The following is a 15424-nucleotide window of genomic DNA, read 5'->3' as shown; positions in this document are numbered from 1 at the left end:
GTTTTTTTCATCCGTACACAGGGCCGTTTGAGGACGAAAACGACTCGCAAAAAGGCAAAGAAAAACGCTCCGAGCACGGCGCTCGGAGCGTCTTCAAAATAGCTGTTCTGGTATCAGCGTTTAAGCCGAAAGGGACTTCACGCGAGCCGACATACGCGAGATTTTGCGCGATGCCGTATTCTTGTGAAACACGCCTTTGGTAACCGCGCGCATCATCTCTGATTCCGCTTTCACCAGAGCCTCACGGGCCTTCCCGGAGTCACCGGCAGCAATCGCCACGTCGACCTTCTTGATGAAGGTCCGAACGCGCGAGCGACGGGATTTGTTGATCGCGGTGCGGCGAGCAATCTTGCGCACCATTTTCTTGGCAGAGGCCGTATTCGCCATGAAGGTCTGTCCGTTGTCTCTATAATTCTGTGCCTGCGCGCTCCAAAGTCCGGATCGCGAGTGAGGCGGGGCGTATACTCGTCCGGACCCCGCCCGTCAACTCTCTGCGCAGGCTATTTGTGCTTGAAGTGTGCGGCCCGCTTCTCAGCGAATGCGGCCATGCCCTCACTCTGGTCCTCGGTCGCAAATTGCGACTGGAATACGCGGCGTTCCCAGCGCACGCCTTCAGCCAGGCCAAGTTCGAATGACCGGTTGATCGCTTCTTTGGTCATCATCGCAATCGGCATGGATTTGGCGGCAATGGTTTCCGCAGCTTCAAGCGCGGTGCTCATCAGGTCATCCACCGGCACGATCCGGCTCACAAGTCCGGCCCGCTCGGCCTCCTTGGCGTCCATCATGCGGCCTGTCAGGCACATATCCATAGCCTTGGCCTTGCCGACAGCGCGCGGCAGGCGCTGCGTACCACCGGCCCCGGGCATGACGCCGAGATTGATTTCCGGCTGACCGAATTTGGCGGTTTCCGACGCGATGATGAAGTCGCACATCATGGCAATCTCGCAGCCACCGCCGAGCGCATACCCGGAAACCGCTGCAATGATCGGCTTGCGGAAACGCGCCACGGATTCCCACGTCTTCTCGAAGGGGTCGTTCATATAGAGGCCAACAAAATCCTTGCTGACCAATTCCTTGATATCGGCTCCGGCGGCAAACGCCTTCTTGGAGCCGGTCAGGACCACACAGCCGATATCGCTGTCGCTTTCGAATTTCGCCAGCGCACCAGCCAGCTCCGTCGTAAGTTCGTCGCAAAGCGCGTTCAGCGCTTCCGGGCGATCCAGCGTGATCACGCCGACACGGCCTTCGGCCTTTACCTGAATTGTCTTGTAGCCCACGAAAGGCCTCCATCTGACTGCAGCGTTTTCACTGCCGGAATGTTAAGCGCGCCGCTATATCGCAAACGGGCACCGGGGTCACCACCCCGATGCCCGCTGATTTGACATAGCGGCTTTGCGGTTACGGTCCTGACACTTCAATGCCGCGATCCCGCAGCAAGGAGATCACGCCCTGCTCGCCCGGCAAATGCCCGGAGCCAACCGCGATAAAGACCGTTCCCGACCCTTCGAGAATGGTTTCGATATCCTCGACCCAGCGCTGATTGCGCTGAACGATGATGACGTCATGCACCTCGGGCGCGTCTTCCCGCATCTGGCCATTCATGACGTCATCGATGGCGGCCTGATCACCATTGGCCCATGACGTCACGAGCGTATCGATCTGATCCGGGGATTGCTCGAACTCGGCCATGGTTTCTTCCAGCAGGCGCACTTCTACCTCCTGCGGGAGATTGGCAAAGAAGCCGATCTGCTCTTCCACGGTTTCGAAATAGGCCAGAGTCTTGCCCGCGTCATTCGCCATCGGCCACAGCGTGGCTTCAACGCCCGATTCCGGATTGTATCCTGACGCCACAATAAAGCCGACACTCAGCTGGACGGTCGCGATCCAGGGCCGCAGGCTTTCCAGTTGCGCTGCCGAAAACCCAACCTGAGGAGCAAACTCCTCGATCGAGGCCCAGGTCTCATCACTCACAAGCGACGACAGGGTCACACCGGCCGGGTTCATCGCGTTGGCGAAGACCGCTTGCTGCATGGCGCTCGCCTGTTCGGGGTCATTTACCGGGGCTTCAAAATACACGGTATCGGCGGCATCAAAGGCGGCCATGACCTCCTCTGTTTGCCACTCGATACCCGGTCTCAGGATATGAACCGTGCCGAAGACGTATACATCGCTGTCTTCATCCTGAATATGCCAGAGCGTCGGGTCGGCCGCGGCCGTTCCCACGAGCAAGCTGGCGGCAACAATTCCGCCTGCAAGAGTTTTGAAATGCTTCACGTGTTTCTCCAGTCCGGGAATTTCATTCGACCAATAGCGCGCTTTATTGCGGCCAACACACCTGTGATCTACCGGGAATAGACGCCAGCCTGTCTCCCCTATCGCTGACAAGTCGGGCAGAAAAATGTCGACCGGCCCGATTGCACGATGCGCTCGATCTTGCTGCCACAATCCGGCGTCACGCAAGTTTCGCCTTCGCGGCCATACGTCCGGAATGTGTGCTGGAAATAGCCCAGCTCGCCATCAGCCGAGGCGAAATCCTTCAGGCTGGACCCGCCGGCTGCGATCGCCTCGTCAATGACTTGCCGGACTGCCAGGGCCAGACGCTCTGCGCGCTTTGGCCCCAGACTCCCGGCCATCCGCCTTGGCGAGAGTCCGGCCCGGTACAAGGCTTCGCAGACATATATATTGCCCAGCCCGGCAACGACGCGTTGATCCAGCAAGGCCGCCTTCAGCGGGGCCTTTTTGCCTTTCACACGCGCCTGCAGGAACGGGCCGGAAAATTCATTGGAATTCGGCTCCGGCCCCAGCCCGGCCAGAAACGGGACGGCCGCTTCGTCATCCGTCGCGAACAAGGTCATGAAGCCAAAGCGCCGCGGATCATTGAAAACAATCCGGACATCCCCTTCCATGTCAAACACGACATGGTCGTGCTTTTCCGATGTCGGGGGCGCGTGGACGAAGTCGCCCGGCTTCAGGGCCACCTCCGATTGCTGGACGGTAAAGCGTCCCGACATCCCCAGATGCGACAACAGGGTTTCGCCACTGTCCAACCGCATCAGAAGGTATTTGGCGCGGCGGTCCAGCCGCTCGACCCGCGCCCCGCTCAACCGCTCTACAAAGCCGTCCGGAAACGGAAACCGCAAATCCGGGCGCCGGTTCTCCGCGCGTTCGATGAGGCGGCCCTCCATCACTGGAGCCAGCCCTTTTCGGACGGTTTCAACTTCAGGAAGCTCGGGCATGATGTCGCGCTAGTGCAAAGCTGTTCATTGCCCTATCTTCCGTTCCCATGAGTGAACCGCAATCAGAAACCGCATCCTTTGGCTTCAGGGATGTGCCGAAAACCGAGAAGGCGTCGCTGGTCCGCGGCGTCTTTGACCGCTCCGCGCGCAAATATGATCTGATGAATGATCTGATGTCGCTGGGCATTCACCGTGCCTGGAAAGACATGACGATCGAACGCGCCAATCCGCAGCCCGGCCAGAAGCTGATCGATGTCGCCGGCGGCACTGGAGATCTCGCCCGCGCTTTCGTTGCAAAAGCCGAACAGCGCCGCAAGACGCGCGGCGGCGATCCGGCAACGGCGATTGTGACCGATATCAATGAGCAGATGTTGTTGGCAGGCCTCAAACGCGGCAACGCCGAGCACCTGACATGGGCAGTGGGGAATGCCGAATGTCTGCCCTTCGACGACAAGAGCGCCGATTGCGTCACCATCGCCTTTGGCATTCGCAATGTCACCGACCGGATTTCAGCATTGAAGGAAATGCGCCGGGTTTTGAAGCCTGCAGGCCGATTCCTGTGTCTCGAATTCTCCCGGCCGACGACCCGGGCACTGGAGCGCATCTATGACGCCTGGTCCTTCAACGCGATACCGGTGTTGGGCGAGAAAATCGCCAATGACCGCGACAGCTATCAGTATCTGGTGGAGTCCATTCGCCGGTTTCCGCATCAGGACGCGTTCGCAGAAGAACTCCGCGAGGCCGGGTTCGGCCAGGTTGGCGTTACCAATTATTCTAGCGGCATCGCTGCGCTTCACACGGGCTGGCGGATCTAGATCAGTTTCGCTCTCCGAAAAAAAGCGGCGAGGACAAGGCCGATCACCACCAGACTGGCCGTGACGATCCAGAAAGCCCAGGGGCTGTTTGCACCGGGCATGCCTCCGACATTGATCCCCAGCAGCCCGGTCAAAAGGCCCAGTGGCAGGAAAATCGCCGCCACCACCGAAAGCAGAAGCGTATAGCTGTTCATTTGCTCGGCGCGGCGCTCCAGCAATTGATCATGAACGATCGCCGCGCGTTCCCGAACAGATTCCAGTTCTTCAGCGACACGCGTTGTCTTGTCGGCCGCTTCCCGGATCCGGCTTCGGTCCCGTTCGGTCAGCCAGTCGAGATCCTCGATCGCCAGCGTGTTGAGAGCGTCTCTCTGCGGCGAGATAAACCGGCGCAGAATAATCGCCTGACGGCGCAGGTCTGCAAGGTCACTGCGGCTGAAACTGGCTTCCGGATCATCCAGAACGTCTTCCATTTCATCAATCTGCTCATGCAGATCAGCAACGGTCGGCTCCATCCGGTCAACAAGGCGCAGGGCCAGCTTGGCCACCAGATCTCCGGGGCTGGCGGGCGCAATGCCGCGTTCGAGCGAAGCCATCAAATCCGCCGCAGCATAGAGCGGGCGGCGCCAGACACCGATGACGCGGCGTTTTTCAACCCAGAGCCGGAGCGAGATCATGTCCTCCGGTTCTGCGCCTTCATGAAGATTGACACCACGCAGATTGATAATCGCGCCATCGCCATGAACCGTACAGCGGGGACGGGTATCCTCTGCGGTCAGGGCCTCACGGATAAATCCATCGAGATCGCTTCCGGATTCCAGCCATTCGAGTGCTTCGGCATTGTCCCGCTGAAGTTGGATCCAAACAAATTCGAACCCGTTTGACCCGGCATCGGACTGGGGCAAATCCTCCAGTGAGGAGGGCGCGGCTCCACCGGCTCCGTCGAGCTCGAAAACCGCAATGGGTGGAAGCTGAAGCGTCTCCGACATGCCCGGAGTCTGATCTCCGCGCGTAACGCTATGGTTAACGCCTCGGAAATGCGTAATGCTCACCGCATGGCAGATGCAAGAACCCTTCAACGACGGATCTGGGCGGGGCTCTATACCGGTGTGAAACGCTTCACCTGGGGGCACGGCCTTGTCGCCGGCATTATCCTGGCCTCGCTGCTCTTGCTAGCGATTCAGACCGAGCCGTCCCTGTCGCCAGCCTTGCGGGCCCGCCTGAATGTTATTGATGCCCTGATCCCGATCTTCTTTGCCGCTGAGTTTGCGCTGCGCTTCTGGGCCGCGGGCGCAGACCGGCGCTTTCAGGGGCTGAGCGGACGGCGGGCTTTCATCTTCCGCTGGGTCACGGTTTTCGATTTTCTCGCCTTTGCGCCGGAAATCATCATGCTCATCTTCTTTCCGGAACTCTGGGCCGGTGCGCGATGGGTGCGGATGTTCCGCCTTTTCAGACTGCTCAAACTCTTTGCCATGTTCCCGGCCTTCCGGGAAATCGGACTGGCTGTGCGCGACGCCGGCCGGCAGCTGACCGCCACGATTGCCATGGCGGGCATTCTGCTGTTCTCCGCCGCCGTTATGCTCTACGTCGCCGAAGCCGATGCACAGCCCGAAGCCTTCGGGTCGGTCCCGCGCGCCCTCTGGTGGGCCGTCGCGACCCTGACCACGGTCGGATATGGCGATGTCTATCCGATTACAGTCCTCGGCAAGGTCATGGCGGGGTTCGTCGCCATTCTCGGCGTCGGTCTGGTTGCCCTTCCCGCCGGCATCCTGGCCTCCAGCTTTGCGGATCGTCTGCGGCGGCGTAAATAGAAATGTCTGCGACCGCATACCGCGCTCGCCATAGCCACCTGTCCGGACTAAACCTCACCCGCAATGATTGGAACGCTTCTATCTCTCGGCCGCCTTGCTCGCGCCGGTATCACGCTGGCGCGCTATGACGCCATTTTTCCGCGCGAGTATCAGGAGAAATTCCCACCCCCGCTGAAAGCCTTCGCGGCGCTGACCCGGCTCTTCTCGCGTCGCGGCGAAGCAGAGAATCCCGGCGAACGGCTGGCGAGGGCGCTGGAGAAGCTCGGGCCGACCTATGTCAAATTCGGACAGGTTCTGGCCACGCGGGCCGATGTCGTCGGGCAACGATTTGCACGCGGTCTCTCGCGGCTTCAGGATCAGATGCCGCCCTTTGATCAGAAGGTCGCCATTGCCACGCTGGAACGTGAACTGGATGGAAAGCTGGCCGACTGGTTCACCGAGTTTCGTGAACCCGTCAATGCCGCCTCGGTGGCGCAGGTTCACCGCGCCACAACAACGGACGGCCGCGATGTCGCCGTAAAAATCTTGCGGCCCGGCGTTGAGCAGCGTCTGGCGAAGGATATTCGCGCCATGCAATTGTGCGCAAAACTGGTTCAGCGATTTGTACCGGCCGCAAAGCGCATGGAACCCGTGAAGTTCGTCGATACCGTTGCCCGCGCCACCGAGCTGGAAACCGACCTTCGACTGGAAGCCGCCTCCGCGAGCGAATTGTCAGAGGCTGCTGCGCTCGCCGAAAATTATCGCGTGCCCGAGATCGACTGGGAACGCTCGGCCAAGCGTGTGCTCACGACCAACTGGATTGACGGCATTCCGCTGACCGATACGGACCGCATGGATGCAGCGGGCATAGATCGCGTAGCTCTGGCCAATACGTTGACGCGCGCTTTCCTGACCACGGCGATGGAAGCGGGCGTGTTCCATGCCGACATGCACGCCGGAAATCTGTTTGTGGACACGGACGGCAATCTCTGGGCGGTGGATTTTGGCATTATGGGCCGGATCGGACGCGAGGAACGGCGCTTTCTGGCGCTCATTCTGCACGGGTTTCTGACGCGCGATTACAAAGGTGCAGCCGAGGCCCATTTCAATGCCGGCTATGTTCCGCCGCGGCATTCGATTGATGATTTTGCGTCCGCGCTTCGGGCCGTCGGAGAGCCGATTTTCGGCAAAAGGGCCGACGAGGTGCCGATGAGCCGCGTGCTCCTGCAGCTATTCGAGATCACCGATCTGTTCGACATGCATCTTCGCCCGGAACTGGTCCTGCTTCAGAAAACCATGGTTCAATCCGAAGGCGTTGCGCGTATTCTGAACGCGCAACACGACATGTGGGCCGCGTCAGCGCCCGTCGTGGAAAAGTGGATGAAGCGCGAGCTCGGTCCTGAAGGCATTGCGCTGGACTTTATCGATGACGTCAAACGCCTGCGTGCCAGCGCCAAGCGCCTGCCCGATGCCATCGAGGGCTGGGCCGAAGCCGGCGCGAGATTGCGAAGCGGTGAGATCAAGCTCGACGAGGCCAGCCTGACCCGGCTGGCGGGCCAACAGCGGGAAGGCCGCCTCTGGCGCTGGCTCGGCTATGGTGTGCTGGCGATGGCGGCCGGCGCCGCCGGCGCCAGCCTGTTCACGCTGTTCTAGAGCGCGATCAAGAAGTGCAGCCACATTGCCACCAGAACGATGGCGGAAATCCTGTGAACCAGAAACCTCAACCCGATCGTGTTGATCGTAATGTGAATCAGCGTGTGCAGATATCTGAGCCCGACAAACACCCAGGCCAGTGTCAGCTGCAGGCCCCAGACTTCGATGTCGCCTGCGAGGTGAAGCGCGATCAGGACATAGAAAAGCACCGGCAGTTCCAGAAGATTGACAAGGTTTCGTCCCGCATTGCCGACATAGGGTGGTGGCGGCGCGCCCGTTTTGGTCAGCGAGTATTCCTTGGATAATTCGCCGCGAGCATTGGCGATTACGCCCAGCACGGTCATCAGAAAATAGACAAACAGTGTGAGCAGGGCGAGCGCCGCTGCGGCGTGAAGTATGGATGGCATGAAGTCCTCCCCGATTCAGACGAGGAAAAGCTAGCGCGCTTTGCCCTCCACCTGCGAGCAAAAACGCGCTAGGAGACAGGAGTTTCTGGAGGCCCGAATGAGCGACAAGCGTATTCTTCTCATCGTCGGCGGCGGCATTGCTGCCTACAAATCGCTCGAACTGATCCGCGAGCTGGCGCGGCGCAGCATCGCTTCACGCTGTATTCTGACCAGCGCGGGAGAGAAATTCGTCACCCCGCTCAGTCTGGCAGCTTTATCCGGTGACAAGGTCTATTCCGACCTCTTTTCGCTGAATGATGAAGCCGAGATGGGGCATATTGAATTGTCCCGCTCCGCCGACCTGGTGGTTGTCGCGCCAGCCACCGCAGACCTGATGGGCAAATGTGCCAACGGCCTCGCCAACGATCTGGCCTCAACCACGCTTCTGGCCACCGACAAGCCGGTCCTGATGGCTCCCGCCATGAATGTCCGGATGTGGGAACATGCCGCCGTCCGGCGCAATTTCGAAACGCTCAGGTCCGACGGGGTTGGATTTGTCGGCCCGGATGAAGGCGAAATGGCCTGTGGCGAATTCGGACCCGGCCGCATGGCCGAACCCGCAGCAATCGCCAATGCTGTCGAGGGGCTGCTATCGCGGGCCGCCGTATGAGCGCACTGACCGGCAGAAAAATTGTCGTAACCGCAGGGGCCACGATCGAGGCCATCGATCCGGTAAGATTCCTGTCCAACCGGTCCAGTGGAAAGCAGGGCTATCTGATTGCCGAAGCGCTGGCTCATCGAGGCGCGGATGTGCGGCTTGTGTCCGGGCCAACCTGTCTGCCGTGCCCGCTGGATGTCACACGCATCGACATCGAGAGCGCCCGCGACATGCTTGCCGCTGTCGAGGCGGAGCTCCCCGCTGATGCCTTCATCGCTGTCGCAGCCGTCGCCGACTGGCGCCCGGCAGAAACACATACCCGCAAGGCAGAAAAATCAGCGCAGGGCACAATGCTTCAGCTCGTTGAAAACCCGGACATCCTCAAATACGTCGCCAACCTCGCGCACAATCGTCCGCCGCTGGTTGTGGGTTTTGCGGCTGAAACCCATGACGTATCCGAGCGCGCGCACAAGAAACGCCTTCGGAAAGGGTGCGACTGGATCGTCGCCAATGATGTGTCCGGCGATGCGATGGGCGGGGAGGAAAATGCCGCTGTTCTGATCACAAATGACGGTGAGGAAACCTGGCCGCGAACCCGGAAAGTGGCCATTGCGGCGCTGTTGGCTGATCGGATCGAGACCGCGCTCGCAAAAATGTGAGAAGAATAACCTAGCTGAATTTCCACCGATTTCGTACTTTTCGATGAGAAAGCAGGAGGCAGGTCAATGAAAACGGCGATTATTTCTGCAATGGCGCTGGCGAGTCTGGCAGCCGGTGGCGCGCTCGCGCAATCCGATGTCGAGGAATATGGCTGCGCGGCCATGTCGAATGATGGACAGGGTGCCGCCGGAATGCCCGGATACAGCGTTCTGGAGGAAACTCGTGAAGACGGCCGCTTTTCTTTCGGGATCTCCGCCGATTTTGCCGTCAGTGGCATTATGTGCCGCCGAAACTCGATCATTCCGGCCGAATTCGATTTCGAAGTGCCGCTCTCTGGTTATCCCTTGTACATCTCCACCGACGGCGGCGACGGCAGCCGGATCGTCGTCCTGACCATTGAAGACGAGCAATTCGTTGTCAGAGTGTTGGAAGGCCGGCTGACGGCGGCGGAGCGGGCGCAGGTAGCGAGCCGGATCGAAAGCTATTACGCTCGGCTCAATTCCGAATCATAGACTGACCGCCAGTCCCGACAACTCGCGGTCCTTGGGGGAGGACCGCCATGCCGGTTATTGTTCAGGTTTCACCATTGCCGCATTTTGACGGTCTGGAACTGCCGAGATACCAGACAGCCGCGAGCGCGGGACTGGATCTGCCCGCCGCCGTGGCGGAAGATGAACCGGTAACAATCCCGCCGGGCGAATGGCGTCTGATTCCGACCGGCCTCGCCATGGCGCTGCCCGATGGATATGAAGCGCAGATACGGCCGCGCTCGGGGCTCGCCGCAAAATTCGGCATATCCATGGTCAACACGCCGGGCACAATCGATGCGGATTATCGCGGCGAGATGAAGGTCAATCTGATCAATCACGGCAAGGAGCCGTTTGTCGTCAAACGCGGCGAGCGGATAGCCCAGATGGTTGTCGCCCCCGTCACGCATATCGAGTGGGCTCCCGTGGCCACCCTTGACGAAACCGCGCGCGGCACCGGCGGGTTTGGCTCGACCGGGCGATAAGAACACCGATTGAACCCGCCAGCTCTGGCAATGTGTCTTTTCCATCATACATGGGGAGGGAGCCACAGCCGGAGAGACAGGCCATGAAAACCAACGGGCGCGGGAAGATCTACGCATCATTTCTGGACACGATTGGCGATACCCCGCTGGTCGAGCTGGGTCGGCTGGCCGAAAAACACGGGGCCAGAGCGCGCGTTCTGGCCAAGCTGGAATTCTTCAACCCGCTCGCCAGTGTGAAAGACCGTATCGGCCTGGCGATGATTGAATCACTGGAAGCCGCCGGCAAAATCGGGCCGGACACACTTCTGGTCGAGCCGACTTCGGGCAATACAGGCGTGGGGCTGGCCTTTGTCGCCGCCTCCAAGGGGTATCGGCTGAAACTGGTCATGCCGGAATCCATGTCGATCGAGCGCCGCAAAATGCTGGCCTTTCTCGGCGCTGAACTGGAATTGACGCCCGCCGCCAAGGGCATGGGCGGGGCCATCGCGCGGGCGAAGGAAATTCTGGAAGAGAATCCGAACGCTGTCGCTCCCGGTCAATTCGTCAATCCTGCCAATCCGGCGGTCCATCGAAATACGACCGGGCCGGAAATCTGGAATGACACAGGTGGCAAGGTTGATGCCTTCATCGCCGGTGTCGGCACGGGCGGCACGCTGACGGGGGCCGGCGGGTATCTCAAGGAGCAGAATCCGGACGTGAAGATTGTTGCGGTTGAACCAACCGACAGCCCGGTCCTGTCAGGCGGCGCACCGGGACCGCACAAAATTCAGGGCATTGGCGCCGGCTTTATTCCCGACATTCTCGATACCGGACTGATCGACGAAATCCTTCAGGTCTCGAATGATGACGCCATCACCTGGTCGCGCGAGGCCGGAAAGGTCGAAGGCCTGCCCGGAGGGATTTCGTCGGGGGCGGCATTGAAAGCGGCGCTGGAGATTGCCAAACGCGATGACATGGCGGGCAAAACGGTAGTTGTGATCATCCCGTCTTTTGCCGAGCGTTATATCTCGTCAGCCCTGTTCGATGGGATTGGTGACTAGCCCCTAGAGCTGCGCATCATGGCAATAGGCGGAAACGTCGTTAATCCTCGGATCAACGACAAGGTCGCTGGGGCGCAAGGGGCGGGAAATGCGTAAGCCTTCAAGCGACCGCGCCCGCGACAGCGCAACATAAGCCTGTCCGTGCGCAAACATGCCACGGGAAAAATCGATATAGAGCTTGTCGATGGTCAGGCCTTGCGCCTTGTGAACCGTCATCGCCCAGGCCAATCGCAGCGGTAATTGCTTGAACGCCCCGACCACCGATTTGTCGATCGCCTTCTTTGCAGCATCATATTGATAGGAATACCGCTCCCAGGCCGCGGGCACGACACGATGTGTTTCGCTGCCAATTCTGACCATCACCGCGCCGTCATCCAGATCGGCAACCTCGCCCATTGTCCCATTGACCCATTTTCCTGACGGATCGTTGCGGATCATCATTACCCGCGCGCCCCGTTTGAGCACGAGCGGGTCTTCGGTCGGAAACAGGCGTGGATCAAACTGACCCTCGGTCTTGGAGCTGTATTCGCCCGCCTCGCCGGGCAAAGCCGCCAGCCGGGCCGCATTGATGTCATGCGCAGCCTGATTGGTCGGGGTCAGCACAACATGTGTGGCGCTGGCGTCAAATCCGGTGGCCTGCGTGACCCGCTCATTCAACAAGGCGGCTTCGCGCTCGTCCACGCGTGCCTCGCGCACAGCCGAGAGGATATCGATGAAATCCGGATCCGATTGCCGGAATACCGTCTCCAGCTCGACGCGCAGGAAGCCGGCATCACGAAAACCGGGCGCATTAAAGAAAAACGGGCCGCCATAGATTTCGTCCAGATACTGACCCACCTGCCCGTCCACGACCGGCGGAAGCTGGGCCAGATCCCCGACTACGATCATGCGGACCCCGCCGAACGGTTCCGAGCTGTCGCGATGAAGCCGGAGAGAGTGGTCAATTGCGGCCATCTTGTCGGCCCGCACCATGGAAATCTCGTCAATCACCAGCGTGTCGAGTTCTTTCAGAACCCGCGCATGGCGAAGCCGGCGGATATCCTGGGGCTCTATGAGGCGCGGCGGAAAACGAAAAAAGGAGTGAATGGTCTGCCCCCCCGCATTCATTGCGGCGACTCCTGTCGGCGCTACCACAGCCGCGCGGCCCTCCATCTGCTGGAGAAATTTCCGCAGAAGCGTGGTCTTGCCGGTCCCCGCCCGTCCGGTCAGGAAAATATGGGCCCGGCCCGTCGTCAGCAGTCGCAAGGCGGGCGCGGTCGGATCATCATGAGGGGCAATCGTGTTCATGATTCCAGACTGATCTGATTGGTGACGAACCGCCATAGGCAGGATGATAATCCGGTGCTAGTCGATGAGCATGAATGATGACGAGATCGAACGCTATGCCCGCCATCTTGTTCTCAAGGAGATTGGCGGCCCGGGACAACAGCGCCTGCGCGCTGCCTCTGCGGTCATCGTTGGAGCCGGTGGCCTTGGCGGACCGGCCGCGCTCTACCTTGCAGCGGCGGGGGTCGGCACGATCACCTTGATCGATCCCGACACCGTCAGCCTCGACAATCTGCAGCGCCAGATCCAGTTTGCGACGGCGGATATCGGCCAACCCAAAGCGCAGACCGCCGGCACCGGGCTCGCCCGGCTGAATCCGCTGGTGAATGTCCGCGCCGTTCAGGCTGAACTGACACCGGAAAATGCCGCCTCCGTCATCGCCGGAGCCGACATTGTGCTCGACGGTTGCGACAATTTTGAAACCCGCTTTGCCGTCAACGCCGCCTGCCACAAGCAGGGCATTCCTCTGGTTTCAGGCGCGGTCGGACGATGGACAGGACAGGTAGGTGTTTTCACATCCGGGGTGAAAGTCGGCTCGCCCTGCTATCAGTGTTTTGTGCCCGCAATTCCACCGGACGCGGAAACCTGCGAGCGTGTAGGCGTGGTCGGGGCCCTCACCGGCGTCGTCGGCTCGATCATGGCGCTGGAAGCCATCAAATGGATCACTGGCGCGGGCGAACCCCTGGCAGGGCGCCTGATGATCTATGAGGGTCTGGCCGCAACCAGCCGTACATTGACGCTTCGCCGCGACCCTGCCTGCCCGATTTGCGGTTAGTTATTTCGGATCAGAATCACCGCTTTCCGCCCGCTCGCCGGTGAAGACGTTTTCATACTAGCCGCGATCCGGTCCGATCGTGCGATCAAATAACTGGACCGCCGAACGCAAGACCGAGCTCATGTCGGCGCTGCGCGAAAACTGGTGACCCGCACGGTCATATATCGCGAAGTCGACGACCACGCCCGCAGAATTGAGTTCGCCCGCCATTTCCTGGGATTGTTCAAACGGCACAATCCCGTCGCGAATACCGTGCGCAATCAGCACCGGCATGGTGAATTGATCGGCAAGATTCACCGGTGACGCCGCCTCCAGCCGGGCGCGATCGCGGCGGGGGTGGCCAATGGCACGCTCCCAGTATTCCGCCGCAGCCTCGTTATTCTCCTGCCAGTATTCGACGAAGGAAATAAGGTTGGTCACGGGCGCGCCCGCAAACACGCAGTCATAGAAATCCGGTCGCTGCGCGCCGCCCATCAGGGCCGCATAGCCGCCATAGCTGAACCCGGCTATGCAGACGCGGCCGCCGTCAACTTGTCCGGCCGCGATGACCGCCGCGATTGCATCATCGATATCCTGCTGCATCCGGCCGCCCCATTCGCCATATCCAGCCTCGGCAAAGGCTCGCCCATATCCCGCCGAGCCCCGGAAATTGGGCTGTAGGACAGCATAACCATTGGACGCAAAATACTGAGCGACCATGTCATAACCATACAGATCGCGGGCTTCCGGGCCGCCATGCGGCAGCACGACCAGCGGTGTATTGGATCCCAGTCCCTGACGTGGAATGGTCAGATAAGCCTGCAAGGCCATGCCGTCGCGCGAAGAATAGGACACCACGTCAACATCGTTGAGGTCTGACTCGTGCAGATTGGGGCTGACTGAATAGACATGGGTGATTTCATCGCTGGCAGCTTCGTAGAAATAGAGCGCTCCGGCTTCCCGCGGACTGCTGGCATGCAGCATCATCCGGTCGCCGCGAAACCCTCTCGGCACAATGGTCAGATCCTCGTCAAACCGGGTAACAATGCGTTGGTAGTGCGCATCCAGAGCAGGATCGAGGATCACCACTTCATTAGCCCCGTCCGAGCGAACATAGCCGAGGAGCCGGCGCGAGCGGCCATCCACAATGGTTCGCGAGATATCGACGCGGTCCTCGATCGCCAGCGGCGCGCCATATTCCCCTTCCGCCAGATCGAACCGGTAGAGCCCGACCTTGTCGCTGCCTTCGGGGCGGCCGAAAATGATGATTTCCCCGGGCGCGCCGCCATGTCCGGCAAAATCGAACTCCGGCGCGGCCTCAACGAGTTCATTGGTCAGATAGGACGCCGACCGCCGCCATCGCCGGCTGTCCGGTGCGCGGGTGAACACATGCACGCGCCGCCGGTCTGTCGAAAGATCGACCCGCATGGCTGCCTGACCATTGGTGTTGGTAAACCAGTAGGCGGTGCGCTCCGTACCCCGTTCCACAAGCTCGGCATCGCCGGTAAAGACATTGACGCGCCAGAGGTCGAGATTCCGGTCCCGATAGGCCGGCATCAGGACATGGGCATCATCGCCCGGCAGGATATCGACAACCGCGCTCCAGAAAGCATTGTTGACGTTTCGGAACACCCGCCGGCCTTCATTCTGGAACAGGACAACCGGACGCGACGTATCCCAGGGGTCAAAGCTGACCGTCCGGATGACCGGCACATCCACGCGCTGCCCGCCCGCCTGTACGAAGCCATTGGTCCGGATCGTCACCAGCAAACGCTGCGCATTCGCCCACACCATGTAGACAACATCATAACCCGTCAGATCGGTGCGGGAGATTTCCGGCTGGCCGGGTGAATCCAGGTCGCGGATAACCAGTTCTCCACCCGGAGAGTCGACGCCGCGATACTGCATCTGGGCCAGGAGGCGGCCATCAGGCGACAATTCCGGCGGCGTTTCACCGGCACCGGAAAGATAGTCATACACATTGACATACCGGTCAGGCCAATAGCCGTCCTGGGCGAGCGCGGGCGTGGCCATCATGCCGGTGACCGCTGCCACGCAAATCAGAATTCTGATCAACATCGTCCTGCTCCGTTGATT

General features: G+C 60.4%; 17 protein-coding genes. 9 read left to right on the top strand and 8 right to left on the bottom strand.

From position 1 onward, the window contains the following. Positions 1 to 120 precede the first annotated feature (120 nt). From rpsT to mutM, 4 genes are all read right to left on the bottom strand, one after another. A complete protein-coding gene (rpsT, locus tag P0D52_RS14640; protein WP_187165964.1) occupies positions 121 to 387 on the bottom strand; it encodes a 30S ribosomal protein S20 in 267 nt (88 codons plus the stop codon). Positions 388 to 500: 113 nt separating this feature from the next. After that, on the bottom strand, positions 501 to 1277 hold the full coding sequence (locus P0D52_RS14635) for an enoyl-CoA hydratase (RefSeq protein ID WP_394693388.1): 777 nt from the start codon (positions 1275 to 1277) through the stop codon (positions 501 to 503). A gap of 121 nt (positions 1278 to 1398) precedes the next feature. Continuing rightward, entirely contained in the window at positions 1399 to 2274 is an 876-nt protein-coding gene (locus tag P0D52_RS14630) for a TraB/GumN family protein (RefSeq protein ID WP_394693387.1), read from the bottom strand. Positions 2275 to 2372: 98 nt separating this feature from the next. After that, complete coding sequence (gene mutM, locus P0D52_RS14625; RefSeq protein ID WP_394693386.1) at positions 2373 to 3236, bottom strand: bifunctional DNA-formamidopyrimidine glycosylase/DNA-(apurinic or apyrimidinic site) lyase; 864 nt, start codon at positions 3234 to 3236, stop codon at positions 2373 to 2375. 47 nt (positions 3237 to 3283) lie between these two features. Between mutM and P0D52_RS14620 the strand changes: the two genes are divergently transcribed. Further along, positions 3284 to 4051 carry a class I SAM-dependent methyltransferase gene (locus tag P0D52_RS14620; protein WP_394693385.1) on the top strand — a complete coding sequence of 256 codons (768 nt, stop codon included), beginning with the start codon at positions 3284 to 3286 and terminating at the stop codon, positions 4049 to 4051. On the opposite strand, the gene P0D52_RS14615 is transcribed toward P0D52_RS14620, so the two are convergent. Beyond that, complete coding sequence (locus P0D52_RS14615; protein WP_394693384.1) at positions 4048 to 5037, bottom strand: zinc transporter ZntB; 990 nt, start codon at positions 5035 to 5037, stop codon at positions 4048 to 4050. The two genes, P0D52_RS14620 and P0D52_RS14615, sit on opposite strands and share 4 nt — an antisense overlap. 66 nt (positions 5038 to 5103) lie before the next feature. On the opposite strand from P0D52_RS14615, the gene P0D52_RS14610 reads away from it, so the two are divergent. Continuing rightward, positions 5104 to 5859, top strand: coding sequence for an ion transporter (locus P0D52_RS14610; RefSeq protein ID WP_394693383.1), 756 nt, complete (start codon positions 5104 to 5106; stop codon positions 5857 to 5859). A gap of 63 nt (positions 5860 to 5922) precedes the next feature. Next, positions 5923 to 7491, top strand: coding sequence for a 2-polyprenylphenol 6-hydroxylase (gene ubiB, locus P0D52_RS14605; protein WP_394693382.1), 1569 nt, complete (start codon positions 5923 to 5925; stop codon positions 7489 to 7491). Here ubiB and P0D52_RS14600 read toward each other — a convergent pair. Continuing rightward, positions 7488 to 7898, bottom strand: a complete 411-nt coding sequence (locus tag P0D52_RS14600) for an MAPEG family protein (RefSeq protein WP_394693381.1) — start codon at positions 7896 to 7898, stop codon at positions 7488 to 7490. The two genes, ubiB and P0D52_RS14600, sit on opposite strands and share 4 nt — an antisense overlap. A gap of 97 nt (positions 7899 to 7995) precedes the next feature. Here P0D52_RS14600 and P0D52_RS14595 point away from each other — a divergent pair, with 97 nt between their 5' ends. The 5 genes from P0D52_RS14595 to cysK all read left to right on the top strand — a co-directional run bounded on the left by P0D52_RS14595 (position 7996) and on the right by cysK (position 11247). After that, complete coding sequence (locus tag P0D52_RS14595; RefSeq protein ID WP_394693380.1) at positions 7996 to 8547, top strand: flavoprotein; 552 nt, start codon at positions 7996 to 7998, stop codon at positions 8545 to 8547. Next, positions 8544 to 9194 carry a phosphopantothenoylcysteine decarboxylase gene (locus P0D52_RS14590; protein ID WP_394693379.1) on the top strand — a complete coding sequence of 217 codons (651 nt, stop codon included), beginning with the start codon at positions 8544 to 8546 and terminating at the stop codon, positions 9192 to 9194. The genes P0D52_RS14595 and P0D52_RS14590 overlap by 4 nt, the downstream gene beginning before the upstream one ends. 66 nt (positions 9195 to 9260) lie before the next feature. After that, entirely contained in the window at positions 9261 to 9707 is a 447-nt protein-coding gene (locus tag P0D52_RS14585; RefSeq protein ID WP_394693378.1) for a hypothetical protein, read from the top strand. Between the two features lie 47 nt (positions 9708 to 9754). Continuing rightward, the gene (dut, locus tag P0D52_RS14580) at positions 9755 to 10207 is read left to right on the top strand and encodes a dUTP diphosphatase (protein WP_394693377.1); all 453 of its coding nucleotides are present in this window, start codon (positions 9755 to 9757) and stop codon (positions 10205 to 10207) included. 83 nt (positions 10208 to 10290) lie between these two features. Beyond that, the gene (cysK, locus tag P0D52_RS14575) at positions 10291 to 11247 is read left to right on the top strand and encodes a cysteine synthase A (RefSeq protein WP_394693376.1); all 957 of its coding nucleotides are present in this window, start codon (positions 10291 to 10293) and stop codon (positions 11245 to 11247) included. A gap of 3 nt (positions 11248 to 11250) precedes the next feature. Here the strand turns inward: cysK and P0D52_RS14570 are convergent, their stop codons facing one another. Beyond that, entirely contained in the window at positions 11251 to 12534 is a 1284-nt protein-coding gene (locus P0D52_RS14570) for an ATP-dependent RecD-like DNA helicase (RefSeq protein WP_394693375.1), read from the bottom strand. A gap of 64 nt (positions 12535 to 12598) precedes the next feature. Between P0D52_RS14570 and P0D52_RS14565 the strand changes: the two genes are divergently transcribed. Next, positions 12599 to 13348: a HesA/MoeB/ThiF family protein gene (locus P0D52_RS14565; protein WP_394693374.1), complete on the top strand. Its 750-nt coding sequence runs from the start codon at positions 12599 to 12601 to the stop codon at positions 13346 to 13348. 57 nt (positions 13349 to 13405) lie between these two features. On the opposite strand, the gene P0D52_RS14560 is transcribed toward P0D52_RS14565, so the two are convergent. Next, entirely contained in the window at positions 13406 to 15406 is a 2001-nt protein-coding gene (locus tag P0D52_RS14560) for an alpha/beta hydrolase family protein (RefSeq protein WP_394693373.1), read from the bottom strand. Positions 15407 to 15424 lie beyond the last annotated feature (18 nt).

It is taken from the genome of Hyphobacterium sp. (genome assembly GCF_043584775.1).
In the GTDB taxonomy this organism is placed as follows: domain Bacteria; phylum Pseudomonadota; class Alphaproteobacteria; order Caulobacterales; family Maricaulaceae; genus Hyphobacterium.
The sequence above is the reverse complement of the archived record's forward strand: the minus strand, read 5'-3'. Positions and strand labels throughout refer to the sequence as shown.

Excerpts from the sequence above, each read along its gene's own strand:
- P0D52_RS14595 (WP_394693380.1), top strand. The coding sequence starts at position 7,996 with ATGAGCGACAAGCGTATTCTTCTCATCGTCGGCGGCGGCATTGCTGCC.
- P0D52_RS14610 (WP_394693383.1), top strand. The coding sequence starts at position 5,104 with ATGGCAGATGCAAGAACCCTTCAACGACGGATCTGGGCGGGGCTCTAT.
- P0D52_RS14590 (WP_394693379.1), top strand. The coding sequence starts at position 8,544 with ATGAGCGCACTGACCGGCAGAAAAATTGTCGTAACCGCAGGGGCCACG.
- P0D52_RS14570 (WP_394693375.1), bottom strand. The coding sequence starts at position 12,534 with ATGAACACGATTGCCCCTCATGATGATCCGACCGCGCCCGCCTTGCGA.
- cysK (WP_394693376.1), top strand. The coding sequence starts at position 10,291 with ATGAAAACCAACGGGCGCGGGAAGATCTACGCATCATTTCTGGACACG.
- P0D52_RS14615 (WP_394693384.1), bottom strand. The coding sequence starts at position 5,037 with ATGTCGGAGACGCTTCAGCTTCCACCCATTGCGGTTTTCGAGCTCGAC.
- dut (WP_394693377.1), top strand. The coding sequence starts at position 9,755 with ATGCCGGTTATTGTTCAGGTTTCACCATTGCCGCATTTTGACGGTCTG.
- P0D52_RS14600 (WP_394693381.1), bottom strand. The coding sequence starts at position 7,898 with ATGCCATCCATACTTCACGCCGCAGCGGCGCTCGCCCTGCTCACACTG.
- P0D52_RS14585 (WP_394693378.1), top strand. The coding sequence starts at position 9,261 with ATGAAAACGGCGATTATTTCTGCAATGGCGCTGGCGAGTCTGGCAGCC.
- P0D52_RS14565 (WP_394693374.1), top strand. The coding sequence starts at position 12,599 with ATGAGCATGAATGATGACGAGATCGAACGCTATGCCCGCCATCTTGTT.
- P0D52_RS14620 (WP_394693385.1), top strand. The coding sequence starts at position 3,284 with ATGAGTGAACCGCAATCAGAAACCGCATCCTTTGGCTTCAGGGATGTG.
- rpsT (WP_187165964.1), bottom strand. The coding sequence starts at position 387 with ATGGCGAATACGGCCTCTGCCAAGAAAATGGTGCGCAAGATTGCTCGC.
- ubiB (WP_394693382.1), top strand. The coding sequence starts at position 5,923 with ATGATTGGAACGCTTCTATCTCTCGGCCGCCTTGCTCGCGCCGGTATC.
- mutM (WP_394693386.1), bottom strand. The coding sequence starts at position 3,236 with ATGCCCGAGCTTCCTGAAGTTGAAACCGTCCGAAAAGGGCTGGCTCCA.
- P0D52_RS14560 (WP_394693373.1), bottom strand. The coding sequence starts at position 15,406 with ATGTTGATCAGAATTCTGATTTGCGTGGCAGCGGTCACCGGCATGATG.